Genomic DNA, 24,178 nt, shown 5'->3' with positions numbered 1-24,178 from the left:
TCCTAATATTTAATGCGCAAATATAGCCGATTTAAGGCCAAATATCAATTAATTTTAAAGCTGAATAATGTATCATAATTTCATCATAATTTATTTTTATCCCGCATTTAGTTTTACTGCTTTTTCAATGTTTTTTTTCAAGTCTACACGTTTGGGGTCGTATTCCAAAATTTTGCCCCAAATATCGATAGCCCTATGAAATTCCTTTTGATTTGCATATATCACACCCAAATTTTCCATTGCATCCAGAAAGGTCGGGTCAAGCTCACAGGCTGCTTCATATGCATCCCGCGCCTCATTCCACTTGTTGATCCGAAAATAGGAATTCCCCAAATTGTAATAGGCTTCAATGGTATTTGGATACTTATCGATAATTCTTTGGAATACGGAAATAGCTTTTTCATATTTTTTTTGCATATAATAATGACCACCAACAATAATCATTTTTTGCTTTTTTTCTTCAACTGAATCAGCTTCCTTTTTGACTACCTCTGTATTTTCTTCTTTTGGGAATTCTGAAGCAAACTCTTTGCTATCAAGACTAATTTCTTCGTCTTCCGAAACCATGTTAAATATATCATCTATCTTGTTTTCGTCCAATTTGGGGGTTTCATTTAACGAAATTACTTCCTCTAATTTATTTTCTTCCTCGTCAACTTTCACAGATAATTCATCAAATATTTCTTCGGGACTTTTTGAAACCTTGACAATATCACTTTTATTTTCTTGCTGAAGTTCTGAATCGCTGCTATCAACAATAGATTCTTCAATTGGCTCATTAATTGTATTTTTTGTTAATTCCTTGGTCGACTCTTCACTTGATTGCTCAATTACATCTACTTGTTCAATGTCTGCATCTGCAGAAATTAATTCTATAAATTCTTCATCTTCACTCGCGCTTATTGAATCATCAATGTCTGCATCACCTTCAATTTTAGCAGATAAGGTTTCCAGAACCTGTTTTGCAGTTTCTTCTGTTTCTTCTACGCGTTGCGTATGTTCCGAAGACTCCTCATCTTGTAAATCAGTTAATTCTGAAACTTCTGCTATCGATTCTTCTGGCTCCAGGTCATCCTGTTCGTCACCGTTTGACCGATCATCAAATAATTCTTTTGTATATTCCTCCGTCGACAAATCGGAAAAATCTATATCTTCATCCGGCTCATTTTTTGGTTCGTCATATTCCAAATTATCAAGTAAATCTTTTACATCGGTACCGACTTCAGATGGATTCTCTTCACTATTACTTTCATCTATCGCAGAAATGGACATCGGTTCATTGGTTGTCTCTATTTCAGTTTGCTCTTCCGATGCTTCCTTAACTTCCTTGCTATAGTCGTCTTCTATGTTTTTATCTAATAATTCTACAATATCTTTGAGGACATAATCAGAAACCTCGGCATCTTCGAGAGGAATTCTTTTTTTACTCTTCGGTTTCTTTTTATCAATTTCTTCTTTAGTTGGCTTTTGTTCAACAACTTCTTTCTCTGGTTCTTTTGGTTTTACTTCTACCGGTGTAACAGGAGAAGTTATTGGGGGTTCCATATATTCTTCGACTAAAATCCGACCATCTAGGGTTAACATCGGTGTTCCTGGCGGTTTCATTCGCTTTTTATTATCACCTCTAGCCACATAGGCTTCTCGAAGCTGCTTCGTATTCAATCGTTTTCGAACCAGTTCATCATAGATTCGCCAAGGTAACATTTTTGTAAATCCATATTCTTCTGTTTCTAATTGCTCACTAATTCGCTTCGGACCCCAAACAGGCGTTTTCCTTATAATATCATAGATTTTGGTTTGCTCTTCGATACTTAAATGTTTTGCCTCAACCGAAGTCGTTTCAAATTCATGCTTGAATCGATCAATCCCCATTTTTTCAAACTGCTTTTTATACTTATTATTAAAGGTGGTGAGCGCGATTCCTACTTCCTGGCTGGCATCCTTAATGGATGTTCCATCCAATGTTTTATAGTAGGCCTGTTTAGCACGCTCCAATTCCGCTTCATCCGGATTCATGTTTTCTTTGATCACTACAAGCGAAATGTCGTCATTTTGTATATGACCTTCTGTGAAGGACAGAATTTCTTCATTCAATTTTTCAACAAACTGTTTAGCACTCAAACGACCATATTCTCTCACTACCGACAGGAGTCTTTCTTCTCCAAATAATTCTCGGTTAGAATTCATTGCTTCGGTAATACCATCCGTATAGCATAAAATAATATCACCCTTACTTAATTGGATGGTATCATCCACTATGGATTTTTTAAACAGATCATTTTCACCCAATGAAATTCCAACCGGGAATCCCTTAGGATTAAGATAATAGGTTTTTTTTGTAGACTCCCGATGCAAGATCATGGGATTGTGGCCGGCGCTCGCAAATGTTATTCTTCTCCTTCTGGAATCCAGGATAATATAGAAAAGTGTAACAAACATTCCTTTGCGAATATCATCCATTACGAATTGGTTAACCCTTGAAAGCACATCTGCAGAAGAGCCTCTTCCTTTTGCTTCGGTTCTGAGAGCTGTTCTTATCATCGTCATAACCAGGGAGCCGGGAACGCCTTTGCCAGACACATCAGCAACCACAACACCCATTCTATGACGATCTATTTGAACAAAATCGTAATAATCTCCACCTACTTCTTTTGCTGATTCATAGTAAGATGCGATTTCATAGCCTTCCATTTCCGGAAACTCGGCAGGCAAAAGAGTTTGCTGAATTTCTTTAGCCAAATGCATTTCTTGCTGAATTTTTTCCTGATCTACAAGGGATTTTTGAGATTCTCGAAATTTATCTGTAATTTCGCTGAAGGCCTGTGCGATTTTACCAATTTCATCGGAAGAATCAATTTCCACCTGATCTTTGATATCCCCCTCTCCCATACTTTTTACCCAAGTAGAAAGCTTTTGCAATGGAATAAATACAAGCAAAATTAATACACCAACACTTGCATTGGCGATTACTAAAACCAAAAAGAAAAATTGCACAACCAGGGCTTGCTCTTCTTTTACCTCTGCAAAAATCGGCTCAGTTGGAATAAGGATGTAGGTATTACCTATGGCTTTATTGTCTGTTGAGCGCCTTGGTATTATGGGCCGCCGAACAATAAAATACTCTGACTGGACAGAGTCTTGATTCGTGGTTATCATTGCTACTTGAATATACTCATCAACGTTGAACCTGGGATTTTGCGGATTAAAATTATCTAATTCAGGTGTGAACAACCCGGGATTAGAAGACCCTACAATTTTATGCTTCAAATTTGTTATAATCACATATCTTATAAAGTTTTGATTCTGATTCCAATACTCTTGTGCTTTTGCTGAGAGCTCAGGATTAAATTCGCTACGATTTACATATTCATCCAATATATTCGCAGCAAACGGAATTGATCTATCACGCATTCGAATATAAGCATCATCCAGGATTTGACCTTTGATTGTAATAAAATTGAAAACGTAATAAATTACAATTATCGCACTTACAATAACCGCTGCAAAGGAAAAATATTTGGCCCGTAACGACCCGGTAAAGGAAGGTAATGAAAACTTGGATTTTTTTCGTTCTCTTCTATTGGTTAACCTGAGTTCATTACCTCTTTCAATGCGCCTGTAATCAACATCATCGACTAATTTTCTGATCATGAAAATTCCTAAGCCGCCTTTTTTACCTATGTTAACATAGCGCTTTAGGTCCGGGTCTTTTACATTTTTAGGATCAAAATATCGCCCCTGGTCAATGAGGCTGACCGTGACATCATATTTACGAACGATGATTCGAAGGGTTATTTGGCCTTTTTTATCGCGATAGGCATGCCGAATTATATTCGTGCTGGCTTCGTCAACGGCGAGTTTAAAAGAATTTATGATCTTATCGGTAAGTTTATATTTTTTACCAATACGCGTTACAAAATCTCGAAGCTTTTTGAGAGAATTTATCTCAGCAGGGAATTGAATTTCTTCTGTAGCAACTGATTTAAACACAAGACTAGTACATTACCTGTTAATATTTTTTTGTTTTTCCAATTGCTTATTAGCATTGTCAATCAATTCGATTATCAGTTTATTATAATGTTGTTCTATCAGCAATTCTTCCCAGATATCTATAGCCTCTTGAAGTCGAACTTCCAAATAGAGATCGTATCCTTGTTTGTATTTCGTTACCATTTCAGGCGTCATCGCCATATCCTTTGCATTTACTCTACGCTCCGCCTCTGTATAATAGTGTTTTAGATTCATGTAGTTACTATTAATTCTATTTGCTTTCGTAAAGTTATTCAATGCTTCGACCCATTTTTCCTCAGTATAAGCAATTAATCCCGATTGATAATAACTGGAGACATTGAGGAGTCTTTCTAACCCGTTGATCTTTATTGAAAGTTGTCTCAGCGCTTCTTCGTTTCCCAGGCTTAAAAGTTGAACACCAGCCAATACCGTTATTGCGCCGGCATAATCCTGGTTCTTCGCCATGTTATCTGCTCGTCGAATAAGATTGTCCACATTTTTCGTTAATTCCGACTGTGCACTTGCAATCATATCTTTAACCAACTGGTCGTCAGGTCGTTCTGCTAGCACTTTATCCCATTGCTCAATTGCAGCATTATATCCGCCTGACTTGAATAAGGATTGGCCAAGGTTTGTAAGTGAATCAATTCTTGCTTGTGTTCTCATTGTTTCTTTTTGTACTCTTGAGTCCTCAATTGCACTTAGTATCTTTTGTTGTTCTGCTAGCCGAAGTTCACTAGTTCTTTTGTCGGATTCTGCCAATCTTTCCTCTGCTTCGGCATTGTTGCTGTCAAGGTCCAAAACCTGGCTAAATTTAATGATCGCATCCATGTATTCAAGAACGGTTGATGCATTGCTATATATTTGCCTTCCTTCAATCAGCAACCTATCTATTGTATTTTGCCGCTCCTGGTCTAAACCCAATTCAACCTGACTGGCAATTTCTAAATTGCGCTTCCGTTCTGCAATTTGCAATAATTCTTCGCGAGATTTACCAAAATTAATTGAGAAGGAAAGTTTATGGCTATCACCAAAGGCGGATTCGGTCAATTTACCATAAGTATAATCGATTTGGATTCGTTTATAAAGAGTACCTGCACCAAATGCGAAACCATTCTGATCAAGCCCAAACCTAACCATTCCTTTGTCCAAATATGTATATTCTAAGCCTGTATGATATCCCATACTTTGTTGTTTGTTTTGGTCAAGACTAAACAAAAGTACCAGCGGATTTCGATCAAATCCTAAATAAAAAGGCTTGGCAAAGCCAAATAACAATCGAGTAGGAATCTTATCCGACGCATCACCGGGATTTAGTATCGGAGATACTAAATTTTGCACATTTAATCCCAAGCGAATATTTCTCAATAGTGAATTGTCAAACTCTGGAAGGTACATGAACGATAAATCTCCACCTATGCCGGTATCGGACAACCCATTTATTGAATGATGCTGTAGTTTTATATTTACTCCAACTGAAATTAGGTTACGAATGATTTTAGCACCAGACAAATAGAATTCCGATTGGTTAGAGCTAAATTCGCCAAGTCCATTTTGCAAATAAGTTGATCCTTGTTCAATAATTCCATCTGCCGATATTCGAGTAACACCTGCACCGAAGGTACCATTATACAACGTTGGAAAGGCAAATCCAACAAATTGATAGGAAGTGCCTCCTAAAAATGTGGTATAATATAAAGAAATACTTTTTTCCGGAAGGTATTCCAAACCAGCCGGGTTCCAGTAAATCGTCGTTGGATCTTGCGGATATGCAACCACCGCACCACCCAAAGCTGATTGACGGGCGCCGACTCCTTGGTGAAAAATGCTATTCACTCCACCATTTTGAGCTATTGCAGCACTTTGTAAACAGACCAATATACCACCAAATAATAAGAAACTAACCTTTATTCTCATAGCAACCTTCTATTTAACTACGGCAACTTTTGTCATTGCTTGTTTTCCACTATTTGTGGTTAAAATGGCAATATAAACGCCGTTCAATACTAAATCTCCATTGCCATTTTTCCCATCCCATGAAATTGAGCCGTCATGAGGTCCCTTAGAACTAAATTCATCGTCGGCTTCACTAAAGGAATACACCCTAACTAAATCTCCCACAAGAGTGTAAATTCGCAGCTCTCCACCTGTTTTTTCTTCTAAAACATAAAAGAACTTGGTGAATGATCCAGACCTGCCAAATGGATTAGGATAATTTCCAAAAGTAGAAAAACTGGGTTCAACGATCCCGGTATTGTCTGATCTAAGCGTCAGAATATCAAGGTCTTCGCCACTTTGATTTACCAGGAAAACGTGTTTTTGGGTGTTTTCGTCAATAGCATCGATGTCGTCATCGAATAGAAACGTAACATAAAAATTAGTCGTATTCGCAGTAGGTAAGATATCAACATAAATCCCAATAAACTTAAGAATACCAGGTTCTAATTTAAGCTTTAACAGATCTAACGGTATAGTCATTGGATTGTCGGAACCAGGTATTATTGCCCCAAAAATATCCGTTGTGTCTCTGCTATTCCTTACCGAAATATATGAAAAAATAGAATTCGGTGGAAGGTTTTCATTATTCTCATCCCGTACATATAAATTAATTCTTGAAATAATAATTGAACTCGAACCTTGCCCACCGCTGTTTCTCAAATTGAGACCCAATACTCCAACATTTTTTGCGCCTTTTAAAAACGCACCTGGGGCAATTGATGAATTTAATTCAATCTCTAATTTTTTCTGTTCAACTGTTAATGTGACATTATCCACTGAAATATCAACAGTTGCGTGATCGTTCGTGTTTTCGTCATTGGGTGCTCTGGCAAGAAATACTGTGATATTTTGTGGAATTGCTGAAGGTAAGACAGGTGCCTTTACTCTCCAACTTGCCATTTGGTTTGAAGTTTCTTTGATAGTGACGGTATCATTCACAGTTGAAAACCCAGCCGGCAATACCAGTCTAAGCTGGGATTCTCCTTTCAGGTCTGCTGCACCCGCATTTTCCACAGTCGCACTAATAGTAAATTCTTGTTCCGTTGATACAATTCCTTCTTTAGCATCAAAAGGATCCGTGACTCTTGCGACTACCTGCACTCTTGCTTTTTGAACAACCGTTAAAGCGATACTGTCAGCTACGCTGAAAATCTCACGGTTGCTATCATTTTCATCTCTAGCGTGGCTTTGAACTACAAGTACTTGATTTTGTACACCTGTCGAAGAAGCCGTTACATCCCACGAAACAATGGCTCCTGATACGAACACAAGTCTGGAGTTGTTTTCAGTATCAAAGCCCGGTGGTAGAGTTAATATAGTAGTGACCTCTTCGGCATTTAAGAAAGTCACTAATGCTCGTACTTTAAATTGTTGGTCTGTTGATAAAACACTGTCTGTTGCACCTTCTGGAAAACTAATCCAAAGACTATCTGACAAATCACCTGCTTTTACCGTTTGAACCTGGATTTGAAATTGATCTTGACTAACCTGGGCTAATTGGTTCGTATTTTCATCATCCGGAATTGTATCGATAGACACTGTTATCCATGATGTCGGAGTCACTTGATTTGGCGCTGTTGCATGCCAATCAACCACAGATTCAACTTTGTCGGGATCAAAAACAAACGGCCGATCAAGTGGTTCCTGAACAGTAACTCCTGAGAATCCCAGGTTTAAACTAACCGAAGCAGCCCCTTCGGTCCTTGCTTTTCCCAAGTTCTCAATTCTGGCTCTTATTGTGAAAGGTTGATTTGCTGAGAGTGTCCCGTCCAACGCACCCTGAGGTTCAGAAATGAAACCAGTAACACGTAAATTGGCGCGTTTAACAGTTTCAACCTCAACACTATCGGGAACAGCAAATACTGTTGTGCCGAATTCATCAGTGGCTTGTGCTTGTATGATTAGATACCGTTTTTGCTGATCGATACTTGCAGGAGCTTTAATATGCCAAATTATTTCATCCTGATCATCATAGTCCTGAGTTAAATTAGTAGTGATAACTTCATATGGGGATGGCAAAATTAACGTAGCTTTACGTTTATTAAAGTTGCCAGGAGCCTGGATTATTGATCTTAATTCAAATTCTTGTTCGGTAGAAACAATACCATCTTTGGCTCCTTCCGGGTCTATAATCTCTTCTTCTGTTAATAATTGGCCAGAGATGGTTTCAATAATTGTTTCGTCAAATCCAGGTGTTATAATTGCGTCTTGATCCGTGTTTTCATCTTTAGGCGCTACAAGAAGATTGGCAATCAATATGTCTGGACCCTGGCTAAATTTCGGTGTAACCAGGTTCCAATGTACCTGTGTGCCAAATACTATATCTACCGTATCTTTTGCCACATAACTTGTGTCATTTCCAAAAATAAGTTCATAATTCTGCGGAATAATCAACTCAACGCGTCCTGTGCCAACGAGGCGAGAGCCACCATTATTGACAAGGGATACACTGACTTCTACTGCTTGCTCAACTGAAAGTAATCCATCCTGATCGTTAATCGATAAATCAACCGTTGCCACTGCCGGATTTTCAATGACCGCAATTGCGGTTGCATCAAAGGGTTCTTGAATAGAAGCGGGCTGATTACTTAATTGTGATCTTGCACTATCAATCCTGACCGTAAACGTCTCTCCAGGGTTTACTTGGGAATCTGCTCTAATCTCAAATTCAGCTGATCGGCTTTCGCGAGCAGGAATAAATGGAATAGATACAGACGTATCGATTAATTCTGATCCACCGGTGCTGATGATACTCATCCAAACATCTTTTACATTTTCGCTCGCTTTATTTTCAACAGTGGCTATTACTTTGAAGATGGCGCCTCGGTTTACTTCAGCATTGTTCTGGTCTAACAGGTGAGGGGCTTCTATTTCTGTTTTTATCAGTTGAACAATCGCAGCGGATTTAACTACAACTGAACCTGATTTAGTAACTCCCAGCACAGATTCATCATTGTCATCTTTTGCTGATAATGAAACAGAAATATCTACCGTTCCGCTTAAACCGCCTGTGCTTCTGACGACATAAATCAATGTATCCCGCTCACCCGTTTCTAATATTCGATCTCCACCCTTTAAATTTTCAGGGGAATCTATAGTATAATCATCCTGAATTTCACCGTTTAACCGAAAGACGAGATCGTCCTTATTGAATTCATCAAAAGTAATGCTGGCTCCGCCGGTATCTTGCACCACGACAATAACATCCCAAAAATTAGGAATCCCTTGTCCAGCTAGCACTGTATCCTGAGATGGGGTTACCGATACAATATCCAGACCTGCCGGTTTTTCAATGTTGATGGTTGCTGTTGAATCCACAGAAGGTAATATGGTTGCCAGATTCCCGGTATTTTCTTCCTTGGCGCTTAAAATGGCGCTTGTAAATGTTTCGGACATACCCACAGCTTGTGAGGCTGTTATTGAAAAGGTGGCGACTCTTGATTGCCCATCTCCCGGAATGGTTCCTATTAGAAAAGGTGAACTAAAAATTGATTGGCCAAGACTATCGCGCTCTAAACCAACAAATACCGATTTAACTGCGTCTCCACCATCATTTACTATCGTAACTTTTACTTGAAATACCTGACCGGTATTAATGTCCGGAGTATTTGGAGCAATTACTGTTGTGGAACTGATTAGAATTTCAGGCGGCTCTTCTATAATAAAGAATTTTGGATCAGATTCATCATTAATTTCACGGCCGCTATTCACCTCAGTTCCTGAAACTTTAGCTTTGACCGTAAATAAACCGGTAGTGTCACTACTGGTTTTATCGATTGTAAAAACTAAGCTTGATGATTGTCCACCGATTAAATCAAATCCACCCGAATCCAAACCCGGCGGTTGGATAATAACAAAATCATTAATGGGATTGGATTGGAATTTAAACTCCAAAAAAGTTTTAGCCACCAAGGTGTCTATTCTTATTGTGCTCTCACCGTCATTTTGGATATTTGCAATTACATCCCAATTTGTTTCCTGACCTACCGTTACGGACGTTTGTGTTAATTGAAGAAAAAAGACACTTAAAATAGCCGGAGATTGAATTGTCAAACTCGCAGAGTTCCCATTTGTATTGGCAGGTATTGTTTCATTGCTTGTTAAATCCGTCACATACAGTTCCCCTTGTATTGTCGCAATCCCTCGGGTAAAACCGGTGTTTTGAATTATGAATCGAACAGAATCAATGATTGCCGGGCTTAATGTTGTTAAATTTTGTCCACCGCTAAAAAAGCTTGTTGGAGTACTTATTGAATATTCATGTGTAACTTCAGTGCCAAGAAAAATTGTGATTCGCGCGCTATCAAACCGTACGGTAGAACCACCGGTATTATTATTATTTCTCACATGCATCCAAACATCCCAATCACGAGTCTGATTTTGAGTAACTTCGGATTGTGATGGTTGAAGCGAAACAATTTGTATAACCGATGCCTTAACAACGACCCAACTATCCGATGTGTCTGCATCTGTATCATTAATCTCAACATTAGAATTTCGGTCAACACCCGAAATGGATCCGTCTATTGTAATAGAACCCAGGTCAGCGCTTCCGGTAGCATCCACTTCAAACTCGAAAGTTCCTATTTCCCCACCTATAATGGATATCGGATTCCCTCCGTCTGCATTGACAGTATACTGGTTATCCACATTTGTCGCTCCACTTCGAAAAGCTAAGGTAGCATTTGAAATATCTGCAGTCGCTTGCCCCTGGTTTTGCACTTTCATTTCCACTTGCATTTTTTGTTGGCCCTGGGAAATAGTGTCGGGATTTGTTGAGACACTGAGAATTCTTAGATCGGCAGGGGTTTCCACACGCCAAATATCAGTAGTGTCTGCACCTTGAGTTGAAACTGTAACCGAATTTACAGAGCCGCTTACATTTCCATCGATGGTAATATCTGAATTGATTGTAGCATCATTATTAACACCAATGGTAAAATCGATGGTTGTTGTAGTGTTTGCAGGTATTACTAAATTACTTCGAGTACGTCCTGTATAATCTCCATCATAGCTTGTAAAATCAGGCGCCGGACCTATAAAAAACAGTGAGGCCGTACTATTGATAACCTGCTCACTGCCAATGTTTTCTACCGTCATTGTTACTATTACATCCTGTTGACCCTGGCTGACCAAATTTCGAGCTGATATTTTAAGAATTCGTAAATTGGTGATTTGTACCTTTGTGTCTCCCGCAGCGTTAAAACTGTTTGCTCTTATAAATGCTGTCCCTCCCTGAATTCCAGCTTGAAGTTCAAAAGAAATAATGCCTGAAGAATTTGCCGCAATTTGAATATCCGGCTGTAGTGGATCTAAATCTTGTGGGTTTGTGATTGTGCCAAGGTCCGTGGCAACTGTAACCAACGTACCTGCTTCAATCGGATTCAGATCATTGTCCCTGATTACATTGGATTGAATAATTGATTTGCTTGTATTATCCGCCGGTAACACGGGTGGGGTTGCGGTTAATTCGATAGTACCGGTAGGGTTTCCTGGTTTTACACTAATAGTCCCGGTCTGATCACCTTGTGCACCAACCACGGTTACGGAAATTAAACCGAATTTAGGCGCTTGTACTGGTGAGAAAACCACACTGGATTTGTCCGAAGCATTGACTACGGGATCAAGGTCAGTAGAAGACCAATTCACATTTGCATCCCCCAAATATGTATCTCCGGCATCAAAGCCTGCTGCATAAAGGGTTATGGAATCATCCGCTGTAATTGTGATATTGCCAAACTCCAAAGCTCCGGCAGGTGGACCACCGGATTTAGTCATGATTAGGACGTGGTTAAGATTGCCTGCCTGTACCTCAATGGTTCCAGTCACATCACCTATCAAACTCGCATGAACTGCTGCAATCAGGCCAAAACCTTTAGTCGTTGCTGTCAATACTGTTGAAGAACCAGAAGAGTTGCTTAATGTTCCGATATCTCCGCTTACACTCCAGTTTACATTCACATCCTCTATATAATTATTTTCAGCATCAAAACTCGATGCATGAACTGGTAAGGTTTCTTCTGGTGTCATTACAACTGAAGTAACTTCAAGTTTTTCACCACTTGATTCGGACAATATTTTTATTCTCGTTGGATCCCCAACTGTCACTGTGATCGTGCCGGTATCATCGGTATGGCCGCTGCCATCATCTGCTGAGAGTGTACCACTCGCCGGCGCTGTCGTCGGGCTAAACGTAAAACTCGAACTGCTGCCACTCGCCGCTGGAGCCAATGTTCCACCCGAACTCCAGGTCACCGTCACATCCGATACAAAGTTACTCTGGGCATCATAACCCGCTGCATAAAACGTCCGTGATTCATCTGACGTCATGGCCACTGCTCCGACTTCATTCCCTAGTCCACCGGACTGATCACGAATCAATATAGACGCTACTGTGCCCTGGCTTACTGTTATGCCTACACTCGCTGAGTTTCCACTCGCTGTCGCTGTTATCGTCCCGCTTGCCGGTGCCGTCGTCGGGGTAAAGGTCTTGTCTGTCCCCGTGCCGGTTACCGTGGGAGTCAACGTGCCTGTCGTACTCCAACTCGATGAAGCCTGATCTGCTATATAATTGTCATCTAAATCATAACCCGCCGCAAACATCTGTAAACTGCTACCGATAACCATCGCCTGGGCTGATAACTCACTGCCGCCATTATTTGCCGCACTACGTAACCTGAGTTTCGCTAGTGCTCCTACAGAAACATTCACTGTAATTTGATCGGTATCATTGGGATGAGTAGCTGTTATCGTACCATTTGAATCATCTGTAGGACTAAAAGTTGTGCTCGTTCCACTGCCGCTTACGGAAGGGGTCAATCCTGAAGAGCTCCAGGTAACACTGACAAATCCAATGTCATTAGAATCTATGTCCTGTGCTTTGGCATATAAAGCAAGATCATCATCTGTCGTAATATTTTGAGTTCCTAAGGCTGTCCCGCCATCATCTACAATTTCAATAGTATTTACTGCTCCAACACTTACGGTAACAGCAACTGAAGCAGTTACACTTCCAGAAGTTGCAATTATACCGCCCTCTGCCGGTGCCGTAGTTGGACTAAAAGTTGTACTGGTTGCTGTTTCTGAAACTGTCGGCGCTAAAGTCCCCGTTGAACTCCACGTTGCAGATTGATCACCCAGATCATTGTTAAACTGGTCATAACCATGAGCATGATAGGTCTTACTGTCATCAGCAGTCATGCTCCAAGATGTAAGGACACTTCCACCACCACCTGCTGTATCCCGAATTTCCAGTTTTGTTAAACTTCCTGCTGTTATAGTTACAGTACCATTCGCACTCGCACTGCCACTCAAAACAATAGTTCCAGTTACACCTGTTGCAGTAGGATTTTTAACAACACCAATGATCACGTTATGCCCAGCACCGGTTGCATCTGTTCCTGTTTCATCCCGTTTAAAATTCACCGTGGTGGTTGATGCAAATGTAACATCGAATCCACCATCCATGGTAGAACTAGTAGCGATGATTACGTTTGACGCATCAAATCCGGAAGGAAATACAGCAGTAAAAGTTGCCGCAGAATCTAACGTACCGGCAATAGTAAGATCAAATGTATAATTTGTCATAATCCCCGCTTCAGTACTCTGAGCCGTTACATCCTGGGCAAAAACATTCGATGAAAAGCCAAAAACAATTGATGCTACAAAAAAGAAGGTTTTAAACTTCTTCCATGAATTTGCGTACATTTGTGTCCAATCCGAAATTTCTTTTAAATTCAGAGATCTAATTTACAATTACAACCGGTTTGCTTTGTGTTGATGAAACCGCATTCCCAAAGATGTCTAAAATGCGAAACAACACTAAATAATTGTTATCTGCTTTATCCGGGTTTTTTACAACACTAAATAAAAGGTTTAATTTATTGCCGGGATTCACCGGTTTACCTTCACCTTTTCTACCTATTTCTATAATAGAGTCTTTGACCGTCACACTAAACCCACCATTCATTGTATTTGAACCAGCCAAAGAAACCATAGATAAATCAAACTCCGGAGGGAAAGTAAGAGAAAATCTGGCGTTTTGACCTATGGTATCGGGAGAAGTAAATGTTAATTCGTAAAGTGTGTACGTCCCTATTTTTGAATTTAAAGGAGTAACCCAAACGCTATCTATTTCTTGTGCTGCAACTTTTAGTACAAAGGCTAAAACAATGACAAAAATAAAAAAAATCCATTTTTTCATAATTCACTTCCGGGTTTATTTTAACAGTGCTCGTAATAAGATAATAAACCCCTTTCCCTCATTCTCCGCTAATTTCAAGTTCTTTTTAGCAACAACATAAGAAGGATTGATTTTTAACGCTGTTCGAAATTGATCCATCGCTTTCAAAAAAATATTTCTACACTGAATTAGATAGGCAACACCCAAATTATTGCGAAGGTCCGGAAACCCCGGATTTTCTTCTATTTTCTCTTTAAGTACATCAATATAATCAGAGAGAAGTTGGACGTCTTTGCCTTTACCGCCAAACATAAATCGGATATAAAACTCTTCATCAAAATGATTGCTTTGTTGATCCTGGTTTAAGAAATCTATTTCCTCAACTAATTGAATCGCTTCTTCAAAATTTCCATTTTGGATTTCTTCAATGGATTTTCGGATTTCGAATTGATCGAAAGTCGGATTTAAATCTACCGCCTTTTGTAAATGAGCTAATATTTTCTTTTGCCTTAGAGGACTGGGTATCATATCAGAAGTGTGTTGCTCACCATTCATACTCGATAAATATACCTTACTTAGCATGAAGTGAGCGATATCATAAGACGGATTTATTTCGATTGCACGTTCTAAAGAATTAATCGAATTAATAAAATCTTCTTTTTTAAGATAGGCGACGCCAAGTGAATAATGCAGATCGGGGTAATTGGGAGTTTTTTCGATGGTTTTGTTAAACAACTCGATTGCTTGGTCAAATAATCCAGCCTTCGTATAAACATTGCCAAGATTAATATTGGCCTCTATATAATCTTCGTCTATCGATAATGCATCTTGAAAACAATCAATCGCTTCGGTCAGTAGGTTTCTTATTTCGAAAACCAATCCGAGCTTGTTTAGTGATTGTACGTGGTTAGAACCTTTCACTTTCTTGTACATATAAAACAATAGTTCCCAATCCACAGAAATATTCTTATGAGTTTCCTCAGTCAGTGATTGAGTCTCTTCTTCCGTAGTGTTTTCATTCACTCGTAACTTATAGGTATCCAGAATATGGCCATTTTCCGTTATCTGAGTTACTACATCTAGTTCTTCCGAATCATACCACGTTTCGACAAGAAATTCTCTATCTTCAAAACGTATTGAATTGGAATGTTTTGTTTGTTGCATATTTACTCTCCCAGGGCTACATACCTTTGGCTTGTTTCATTTTGATGCATTGAATAATATTGGACCATTAAAACTGCTTATTTGAGGTTCCTCGTTAACTGCAAACTATAATATCACAAAAACTGTTCCAAAAAGTGGCTTTTCCCTTATTTTATATCGACTTAACGAAGGAATCCATTAGTTTTCTTTATGTTCATACAAATCTTGTAATCCTGAATGAACTCTTTCCATTGCCTGTTGTAAGCTTGTCATAGAAGTTGCAAAAGAAATTCTTAAATGTTTTGGACTACCAAATGCGCTGCCCGGTACTAATGCTACCTTTTGGGTTTCAAGAATGTAATTACACAAATCTACCACATTTTCAATATTGTAATCATTTACATGTGCCGGAAAAAACTTAGATACATCAGGAAATATGTAAAAGGTTCCCTGGCTGCGATGACATCCGATTCCCTTTATTTTCATAAGACTTTTATAAACAAAGTCTCTTCTTTGTTTAAAGATTGCTGTCATTTCTCGAACACAATCCTGGGGGCCGGTCAATGCAGCGAGTGCCGCCCATTGGGCTATGGATGTCGGGTTCGATGTCATATGGCTTTGAATTTTTCCCATTTGTGAGATATATTTGTGTGGCCCCGCGGCATATCCAATTCGCCATCCGGTCATAGCATAAGCTTTTGAAACTCCGTTTACTGAAATAACTCTTCCCTCCAATTCAGGATAGGTGGCCAAAGACCGGATCTTAATGTCATCAAATATCATCGAATGATATAACTCATCGGTTATAATGATGATGTTTGTATCCTTTAAAACTTCGGCAATTTGATCAGTTTGATCTACACCATAAACAGCACCTGTTGGATTTACTGGGTTACAAAACATAAAGACTTTTGTTTTTTCTGTTATTGATCTTTTTAATAATTCCACATCAAAAGAAAATTCTTTGTCAGGCTTGGTGGGAACAAAAACAGGTTCTGCACCGGAGAGCCATACCATAGCCGGATAACTGACCCAATATGGAGAGGGAATTAAAACTTCATCCCCTTCATTACAAATTGCCAGAATAGCCGTTGCCAATACATGCTTCCCGCCACAGGAAACAATGATTTCATCAGGCCCATAATCTATTCCATTATCCTGCTTAAAACGATATGAAATCGCTTCCCGCAATTGCGGAATCCCCGTTGCCTGGGTATAACGAGTGTGGCCAGCATTGATTGCTTCAATAGCTGCCTGCCTGATATGCACCGGTGTATCAAAGTCCGGTTCTCCTGCTCCAAGTCCAATAACATCTTCTCCATTCGTCTTCATTTCGAGAACTCGGTTCGTGATTGCCAATGTCTCAGAAGGTTCTATTTTTGAAAGTCTTTTAGATAAATTCACATTTTTTATTCAGTTAATTTTTTGATTTGTTTTTACATTAATTTAAGAAAAACCCCTATTAACAACTTTTTTCTATAGTATTCAAAAGTATTCAAAATAATTTTTCTTGTTCGCTATATTTCGATAAGAATTAAATTTTACGTACTGAATTTGAATTATTTGAAAATTTCTCCTTTAATCTCTTTACAACAATTTCAGGAACAAGATGTGAAACATCTTCTCCGAAGTAGGCCACCTCTTTAACAATTGATGAATTTAAGTAAATATAATTTTCGTGTGGCATGAGAAATACAGTTGCAATATTTTCCCGCAACTTACGATTCATCATAGCCATCTGGAACTCATACTCGAAATCTGAAATAGCTCTTAATCCACGGATAATTGCGACAGCATTTCTCATGCTGGCATATTGGACCAATAATCCCTCAAAAGCATCAACCTCGATGTTTTCCAAAGAAACAATCGATTCCCGAATCATTCCTTTTCGCTCTTCCACAGAAAACAAAGGCGTTTTTTTAGGGTTTTGAGCAATCGAAATGATGACTTCATCAAACATTTTTCTTGCTCTATCCACAATATCAATATGCCCATTTGTAATTGGATCAAAAGTTCCGGGATAAATGGCAATTTTCTTTTTCATAGTACCTGTCTCAAAAACCTCACAATTGAATCTCCGAATGCTTTTACTCTCACTGATTCAAAATTGTATATTCTGTCTGAAATCAATTCTGTTTTATGATGGCGTAAAATCAAAGTTCCGTCTGTCTTCAACAAATTAGTCTTAGATAAAGCATGCAACAGACGATTTGCAATTGGAGTTCGAAATGGAGGATCTGAAAAAATTGTGTTAAACTCAGCTTGCCTTTTAACCAATGTTTGAATGGATTTATATACATCCGCAGTGACTACTTCATAATTGTTATGTTCAATATTTATTTTCTGAAGATTTCTGAGTAGTAAATCAGCAACTTTATGTGACCGTTCAATAAATATACAATGACTGGCGCCACGACTGAGTGCTTCTATTCCAATAGACCCGGAACCAGCATATAAATCTAATATTTTAGTTGAAATGATTTGATCTCCGAGAATCCCAAATAAAGATTCTTTTATCCGGTTAGTAATTGGACGTAAATCTTCGAATTTACCTGCTTTTAAATGAACGCCTTTCCATTTTCCGGCAACTACTCTCATTTATGGTAATTAAGGATTATTTCGAAAAAACATCGAGATCAAGGACAGAGTTGACCTGGGAATCGGATAAATCTCTGGTAGCCTGGGTAATCGTGATTTTATTCAAACCAATATTCTGGTAACTTCTTAATAAATCCCGGATAAATAAAACCACGGCGATTTGCTGTCCGGCTAATTTAACCGTTACGGGTCTTCGTATCGTATTACCGATTGATATTTCCGAAGAAATATCAATTTGCCGAATTTGCAAATTACTTTGATTTGCTTTAGCGGTTAAGCCTGACTGAATTTGGCTTTCTTCAAGTAATCCTGTTGCTGTTATAGAAGTACTACTCGAAGGTATCGAACCCTGTATTTGTCGAACTAAGACCGTGGAGGCACCAAATTGTTTTTCCTGGGATAATGCTTTTGATAAAGTTTCTGCCGAAGACCTATCCAGGCTGTTCTCCAAATCCGAAAAAAGTGATTCAGATTCTGATACCAGTTCAGCTAAATAATCTTCATTAGCATACCGGAAAAAAGACAATTTGACTCCAGATGGCATTGAGGAAAGAACATTATCCAAAAATATCATTCCCGCAAAAGTTTGTTGACGTTTATTATCAAGAGCAACAGCAACAGGCGTTCTGGTGCTTACAGTTTTTGTGTCCTCTTCAGACATGCTAACAGGTGTACTACTTTCATCCACTGGATCTCCAACCCGTTGACCCTCAGGTTCCTCCATCCCTGGTGGTTGTGATGTCACTTGTTGAGAGGATTCTTGTTGGGTTTGATCTTTTGTTTTTTCATCACTCGATCCGCGGGGATAAAAAATAATTGTCAACAAAATAATCAAACCTCCGACAACCCCCATAACTATCGGCCATGGAGAAGATCTTCTAAATTCATGCTGTTTTTTTTCATGTGATGTTTCAGATTCAGGACGTTCTTCGATTTTCTCTACAGCTATCACAGGTTGCTCTTTAACCTCCTGTGGCTGAATTTGTTGATCCTCCAAAACAGATTCAGGAGCAGGTTCCAGACTTACTTCTTTGGAAAGATCTTTTCCTTCCAAAAGATTTAATGTAGACATAAATACCTCAGTATTTATTCAGGGATGGATCGCAATGCAGAACCAATACTAATAGCATATTCACTTGAAAGAGGAACATTGGTTGATAAATCACTAATTTCCGGATCCAATTCCAGCATTTTGAAGGGTTCTACCAAAACGACTTCCCGAGATGGACTTATTGTCATATAATCTGCTAAATCTGGTGAGGCCTTTTCACCAAAAAGGTAGAGAGAATCAACCGCTTTTTCTTCATCCAAATGATATTCCAGCAATTTCCTGCGAATTTCTTTGTTTAACAGCCGGGATAAGGTTTCATCGGATTCGAATGATGCGATTGATTGTTCATTGTCTTCAGAATTAAATGTAATCTTATAAAAATCAAAGAATTGCCCTTTACGGACAAACTGTAATTTTAATGTATCCTTACGAATATCGGCTAAAACCACAAAATCCTTTTCATCAATCTTATAGATATGCTTAATACCATTCAACGCAGAAAACAAATCTAAATCCAGATGTTTTAATTCAATTTGGGGATTTTCAAATAAATTAATTACGGCTTGAGTAATATCCTTTCGAAACACTACGGAAACGACAGCATCTTTATCACCAAAAAATTCATTTGAAATTTTTTCATAAACAAATTGATACTCTTTTAAAGATTGATCCGGGAATATTTGTCGATATTCCCATAAAATAAACTCTTCTATTTGATCATGGCGCAATTCGCGATCTATTAAAAATTTTTTGACAAATGCCAATTGATTATCAAGAGCCACCATGACTGGCCCTTTTAACTCGTACTGTTTAATAGCTTCATCAATCAATTCTTTATAAGTTTTATGAGCAGCATTATTTATTAAGCTCTCATTAGTAAAAGGGATAGCAGCCGGTCGCTTAGCAAACCGTTTAATGACTGGTTTTCCGTTGGTATTTTCGATTTCAACAAACTGAAAAGAATTTTTAAGCAAAGAAAATCCTAGCATAATACTTTACACCTACCTTTTAATTAAAAGACTTGATTAATATTTTCACTTCTTTTTTTCCTTCCAGGAAGTCTCACCATTGTCAATATAACCATGATTTCCAATTTTTCCACCTCCGAGAAAACTAAACGTAAATCGCTCATTCAAGCTGTCGATGTTTGTTGAATCCAATGGACAATAAACCTTCAACACTTTAATTATTGAAGTATCCACAGATCCAATATGATACGGTTTTCCAATAGATGGGCATAGATGTAATAACTCCAATGATTTTTCAATCAGAGCATCAACTGTTTCCGGGTTAGATAATGTGTCAGATCTGGAAAGTATCAATTTTAATGCAGAATCTGCTGCAGTAGAATCAGTTACTTCTTCGTACGTGGTCAGATAATCTTTAATTGTGGAAACGAAAAATGAATCTCTCAGTGCATACATCGTAGTGTCTGCTACCCATGCGGAATCGTTCTTTAAATATTCTATCACATTCACAATTGAAGAATCAAATTTCTGTGAAACATGAAGTTGAAGATATAAAATTTCTGCATTTTGGACTTTTTTCATATTCTCTCTACACAAATCTGTTTCCTGTTCTACTGTCTCCCAAACAGATTTTGGGTACAAAATTGTACCCACAAGCAACGATAACAGGATAACGATCAAGATTTCGTATATGAGTGAGCCCTTTCTTTTTTGATGGATCATCTTTCCTCCTCAGGTAAGTTTCCGTTTCTCAAAATAGTAAAATTAAAGTTCATCAAAGTAGTAATCTCATTTAAACACAAGGAAGGACTTTATTTTTTCTAACTTTTTACTGCCAATGCCTTTAACATAAGTTAAATCTTCGAGTGAAGCAAATTTGCCGTTTTCATTACGGTGATTTACAATCCGTTGGGCTAAAATCGGACCGATTCCAGGTAACCTGGCAAATTCTTCCGAACTTGCCGTATTGATATTGATTTTATCCTTAAACAACTCGGTAGGCTTTGATGTGGGCCCATTCCTTTGTTCATACCATAAACTTTCAATTTCAGTAACTTTCAGCTTTAATAAATTTGCCTCTTCTGTCCAGTTTTGAAGGGATTGATCTTTTTCTTGAGAATCGGGTAAGTTGGGTATGAGAATTCCAAAAGCAAGTCCAAATAGGAGGACTATAGTAATTTGAAGTTGTAACCGCGATATGCCAAAATTCTCAAGTAAGTGTTTGAATCTAAATTTAATCTTATTATTAAAAACAATATTCCTTTAAAATACAATTACTTTTTACTTAAATGAACAACATTTTTATTTAAATTTTACTAAAAAAACCTTTTTTTCTTTTTCGGTTCGGATTTAGATACTTTTTTTATATAGTCTTCTTCAAATTTAGACAACTCTTCTATCAATTGTTTTTCTTTTGTGGATATTTTGTTTGGTGTAATTAATGAAACCTGAACCAGTTGATCTCCTTGACCGTAATTGTTTAATTTGGGGATGCCTTTGCCTCGCAATCGAAATATTTTACCGGAATGAGTGCCAGACGGTATTTTTAGTTTTACCTTACCATTCAAAGTAGGTACCTCAATATCATCACCTAAAACTAACTGTGAATATCCAACGGGTAAATTAAATAAAACATCATCTTCATGTCTATCAAAAAGCTCATGGTCCTTTTCTTCAAATATGACAATCAAATCTCCGGTCGGGCCATTTCTGGGACCAATGTTTCCATCGCCTCTCATTGTAATGTAATTGCCTGTCGACACTCCTGCCGGAACTCTGATCTTAACTGTAGAATCTTCTCGAATTCTACCATCACCTTTACATTTACGGCAAGGAGTCGAAATGATTTCCCCTTCACCATGGCAAGTGGGACAAGTTGTTATATTTACGAATTGACCGAATATAGATCTCGACACTTGTCGGACTTTACCGTTTCCATGACAGGTTGAACATGTTTTTGCGCCATTGCCTTGTTCCGCACCAGCTCCGGAACAGTTATCACATGTGACTAATTTTTTTACCCGTAGATTTTTTTCAACACCCTCGTATATTTCTTCGAGTGACAATTTAAGACGAATTTGAAGATCGCTTCCACTTGCAGGACTTCCTCTGCCTGATCGTCCTTGACCCATACCGAAAATATCTCCAAAACCGCCAAAACCATCCATGAACGTTCGAAGAGCATCGGACAAATCAAAATCAATCCCGCCGCCAGAACCCATACCTCCTTTTAATCCTGCACGACCATATTGATCATAGATCCGGCGTTTATCAGAATTACCGAGAACTTCATAAGCTTCAGCTGCTTCTTTAAAATTAGCTTCTGCCCTGGAATCACCAGGATTCCGGTCGGGATGATATTCCATTGCTAATTTTCGATATGCCTTTTTTAGCTCATCTTCGGTTGCTTCTCGTCGTACACCAAGAATGTCATAATAATCTTTATTTGTCATCTAATGAAACTTCATGTTTTTGTGAATCTTTAATACTTAACGAGTGTCAACCATTGTTAACAGCAACCTTTGCATGACGTAAAACCCGTCCGTTTATCTTATAGCCTTTCAGATGTTCTTCAACAACCACATTGGCAGGGTAATTCTTATTTTCCACCATCATCATTGCTTCATGCAGATCCAGGTCAAATTCTTCTCCAACCGAACCTATTTCCTCGACACTATACTTTTCCAGCAATTTCTTTGCCTGGGAATAAATCAGTTGAACCCCTTTATATACAGGGTCGTTTTTCTTTTTATTGCTCATTGCATCGATTGTGCGATCTAAATTATCAATGATAGATAATACGTCTAAAATTACAGAATCCTTTACATTCTGAGTTCTTTTTTCTGTTTCACGAAGTGTCATTTTTCTGAAATTATCAAATTCAGCTGCCAAGCGTAGATATTTCTCCTTATATTCTGCATTTTCATCATCAAGCTGCTGTATTTTTTTTTGCTGTTCAACCAATTGTTTGTCTGTGCTTTCTCGCCGCTTTTTCTTTATGTTGCCTGCAGCTTTCCCGGAAACCGTACTTTTCTTAGAATTGTTATCGGTTTCCTGTTCGGGTACTTCGTGTTTTTTCATAAAACGATAATACTCCTAGTTAATCCTTAGCACTCTGTTAGATGCAAATTTTGAGATTGCATCCGACATATAATTTACAATTGAAATCATTCTTGGGTAGTCCATTCTTGTTGGACCAATGATGCCTAGAACACCTTTTACATTTCCATAATTATAGTCCGACGCAACAAAGCTAAAGTTTTCTAATTTGGCATAACTGTTTTCTGAACCAATTGAAACACAACATGATTTTGATTTATTTAGGTTGGTAAAGAAATGAATTGTGTTTTTCTTGCTTTCCAGAAATTCCATAAGATTATCAAACTTTTCAGTAGTGGCAAATTCGTTTTGCCTGAGAATGTTTCTGGCTCCACCAAAATAATATTCTTGCATATCATCAAAATCGAATATTTTGTTTGCCGATTTTTTAAAATAACTTAATAAACCTAGATGACCCGTCGTTACACTCTTCAGACGCTTATTAATTGTTTTCCTAATTTCATCTAGTGTTAAACCGGATAACCTTTCGTTTAAGATTTGAGTGGTTAGTTCCAGGATTTCACGAGTCACATCAAAATCCAATTCCAATGTGGCTGTTTTCAGTAATCCGGATTTAATGGATATTACCAGCAAAATCCTTCTTTCAGAAATAGGTACTAATTCAAGTTTTATAAAAACTCCATTAAACATTTTCGGCATCAATACAATCCCCAATTGATTAGAGATTTCACCAAGAATCTTCGATGATTTTTCAAGCATTTGATGAAAATCCTTAGCTACTTTGCGCAGATCTTTTAAGACTCTTTGCCTTTCAATTTGAGATATTTGCTCTATAGACATCAAACAATCAACATAAACTCTATATCCGGAATCCGTAGGAATTCGCCCGGCGGAAACATGCGGTTGGAATACAAGACCTAGATCTTCCAACTTCACCATAATATTGCGAATTGTAGCAGAACTAAATGAAAGATCGTGTTGTTTACATAAATATTTTGAACCAACAGGAATACCGGTCGCTACAAAATCTTCGACGATATATTTGAGCACGTTTTCTTCTCGATTTGTAAAAGTAACCACGGTTAATATCTACCTTTTTATTTATTCAATAAATCCAAATGGAAATATTACTAATTTTTAACAGGGTTGTCAAGATTAAAACCTCCT

15 protein-coding genes are annotated in these 24,178 nt (G+C 38.1%); all 15 read right to left on the bottom strand.

Annotated features, from left to right (window positions below):
* Positions 1-96: 96 nt before the first annotated feature.
* The 15 genes from IIC38_00930 to hrcA all read right to left on the bottom strand — a co-directional run bounded on the left by IIC38_00930 (position 97) and on the right by hrcA (position 24,091).
* Positions 97-3,990, bottom strand: a complete 3,894-nt coding sequence (locus IIC38_00930; protein ID MCH8124526.1) for a SpoIIE family protein phosphatase — start codon at positions 3,988-3,990, stop codon at positions 97-99.
* A 12-nt stretch (positions 3,991-4,002) separates the two neighbouring features.
* Positions 4,003-5,928 carry a PorV/PorQ family protein gene (locus tag IIC38_00925; GenBank protein ID MCH8124525.1) on the bottom strand — a complete coding sequence of 642 codons (1,926 nt, stop codon included), beginning with the start codon at positions 5,926-5,928 and terminating at the stop codon, positions 4,003-4,005.
* 9 nt (positions 5,929-5,937) lie between these two features.
* Positions 5,938-13,716, bottom strand: coding sequence for a hypothetical protein (locus IIC38_00920; GenBank protein ID MCH8124524.1), 7,779 nt, complete (start codon positions 13,714-13,716; stop codon positions 5,938-5,940).
* A gap of 37 nt (positions 13,717-13,753) precedes the next feature.
* The gene (locus IIC38_00915; protein MCH8124523.1) at positions 13,754-14,212 is read right to left on the bottom strand and encodes a hypothetical protein; all 459 of its coding nucleotides are present in this window, start codon (positions 14,210-14,212) and stop codon (positions 13,754-13,756) included.
* A 15-nt stretch (positions 14,213-14,227) separates the two neighbouring features.
* A complete protein-coding gene (locus tag IIC38_00910; protein ID MCH8124522.1) occupies positions 14,228-15,355 on the bottom strand; it encodes a tetratricopeptide repeat protein in 1,128 nt (375 codons plus the stop codon).
* Between the two features lie 177 nt (positions 15,356-15,532).
* Entirely contained in the window at positions 15,533-16,666 is a 1,134-nt protein-coding gene (locus tag IIC38_00905; protein ID MCH8124521.1) for a pyridoxal phosphate-dependent aminotransferase, read from the bottom strand.
* 202 nt (positions 16,667-16,868) lie between these two features.
* Positions 16,869-17,378 carry a pantetheine-phosphate adenylyltransferase gene (gene coaD / locus IIC38_00900; GenBank protein ID MCH8124520.1) on the bottom strand — a complete coding sequence of 170 codons (510 nt, stop codon included), beginning with the start codon at positions 17,376-17,378 and terminating at the stop codon, positions 16,869-16,871.
* Positions 17,375-17,932 carry a 16S rRNA (guanine(966)-N(2))-methyltransferase RsmD gene (gene rsmD / locus IIC38_00895; GenBank protein MCH8124519.1) on the bottom strand — a complete coding sequence of 186 codons (558 nt, stop codon included), beginning with the start codon at positions 17,930-17,932 and terminating at the stop codon, positions 17,375-17,377. Before rsmD ends, coaD begins: the two co-directional genes overlap by 4 nt.
* Before the next feature lie 16 nt (positions 17,933-17,948).
* Positions 17,949-19,004, bottom strand: a complete 1,056-nt coding sequence (locus tag IIC38_00890; protein ID MCH8124518.1) for a hypothetical protein — start codon at positions 19,002-19,004, stop codon at positions 17,949-17,951.
* Between the two features lie 14 nt (positions 19,005-19,018).
* Positions 19,019-19,957 (bottom strand): pilus assembly protein PilM, encoded by a 939-nt coding sequence (gene pilM, locus IIC38_00885; protein MCH8124517.1) that lies wholly within the window; start codon positions 19,955-19,957, stop codon positions 19,019-19,021.
* 60 nt (positions 19,958-20,017) lie between these two features.
* Entirely contained in the window at positions 20,018-20,674 is a 657-nt protein-coding gene (locus tag IIC38_00880) for a hypothetical protein (GenBank protein ID MCH8124516.1), read from the bottom strand.
* Positions 20,675-20,740: 66 nt separating this feature from the next.
* A complete protein-coding gene (locus tag IIC38_00875) occupies positions 20,741-21,208 on the bottom strand; it encodes a helix-hairpin-helix domain-containing protein (protein ID MCH8124515.1) in 468 nt (155 codons plus the stop codon).
* A gap of 59 nt (positions 21,209-21,267) precedes the next feature.
* Positions 21,268-22,404, bottom strand: a complete 1,137-nt coding sequence (gene dnaJ, locus IIC38_00870; GenBank protein MCH8124514.1) for a molecular chaperone DnaJ — start codon at positions 22,402-22,404, stop codon at positions 21,268-21,270.
* A gap of 46 nt (positions 22,405-22,450) precedes the next feature.
* A complete protein-coding gene (locus IIC38_00865; protein ID MCH8124513.1) occupies positions 22,451-23,032 on the bottom strand; it encodes a nucleotide exchange factor GrpE in 582 nt (193 codons plus the stop codon).
* A gap of 15 nt (positions 23,033-23,047) precedes the next feature.
* Positions 23,048-24,091: a heat-inducible transcription repressor HrcA gene (gene hrcA / locus IIC38_00860; GenBank protein MCH8124512.1), complete on the bottom strand. Its 1,044-nt coding sequence runs from the start codon at positions 24,089-24,091 to the stop codon at positions 23,048-23,050.
* Positions 24,092-24,178: the final 87 nt, after the last annotated feature.

It is taken from the genome of candidate division KSB1 bacterium, from assembly GCA_022566355.1.
GTDB lineage: Bacteria > Zhuqueibacterota > JdFR-76 > JdFR-76 > DREG01 > JADFJB01.
Note: the sequence above shows the minus strand (reverse complement) of the source record. Positions and strands in the feature narration are given on the sequence as shown.

Bases quoted from the DNA above. Each gene is read 5' to 3' on its own strand.
- IIC38_00925 (MCH8124525.1), bottom strand. From the start codon at position 5,928: ATGAGAATAAAGGTTAGTTTCTTATTATTTGGTGGTATATTGGTCTGT.
- IIC38_00920 (MCH8124524.1), bottom strand. From the start codon at position 13,716: ATGTACGCAAATTCATGGAAGAAGTTTAAAACCTTCTTTTTTGTAGCA.
- IIC38_00915 (MCH8124523.1), bottom strand. From the start codon at position 14,212: ATGAAAAAATGGATTTTTTTTATTTTTGTCATTGTTTTAGCCTTTGTA.
- IIC38_00910 (MCH8124522.1), bottom strand. From the start codon at position 15,355: ATGCAACAAACAAAACATTCCAATTCAATACGTTTTGAAGATAGAGAA.
- IIC38_00905 (MCH8124521.1), bottom strand. From the start codon at position 16,666: ATGAAGACGAATGGAGAAGATGTTATTGGACTTGGAGCAGGAGAACCG.
- coaD (MCH8124520.1), bottom strand. From the start codon at position 17,378: ATGAAAAAGAAAATTGCCATTTATCCCGGAACTTTTGATCCAATTACA.
- rsmD (MCH8124519.1), bottom strand. From the start codon at position 17,932: ATGAGAGTAGTTGCCGGAAAATGGAAAGGCGTTCATTTAAAAGCAGGT.
- IIC38_00890 (MCH8124518.1), bottom strand. From the start codon at position 19,004: ATGTCTACATTAAATCTTTTGGAAGGAAAAGATCTTTCCAAAGAAGTA.
- IIC38_00880 (MCH8124516.1), bottom strand. From the start codon at position 20,674: ATGATCCATCAAAAAAGAAAGGGCTCACTCATATACGAAATCTTGATC.
- dnaJ (MCH8124514.1), bottom strand. From the start codon at position 22,404: ATGACAAATAAAGATTATTATGACATTCTTGGTGTACGACGAGAAGCA.
- IIC38_00865 (MCH8124513.1), bottom strand. From the start codon at position 23,032: ATGAAAAAACACGAAGTACCCGAACAGGAAACCGATAACAATTCTAAG.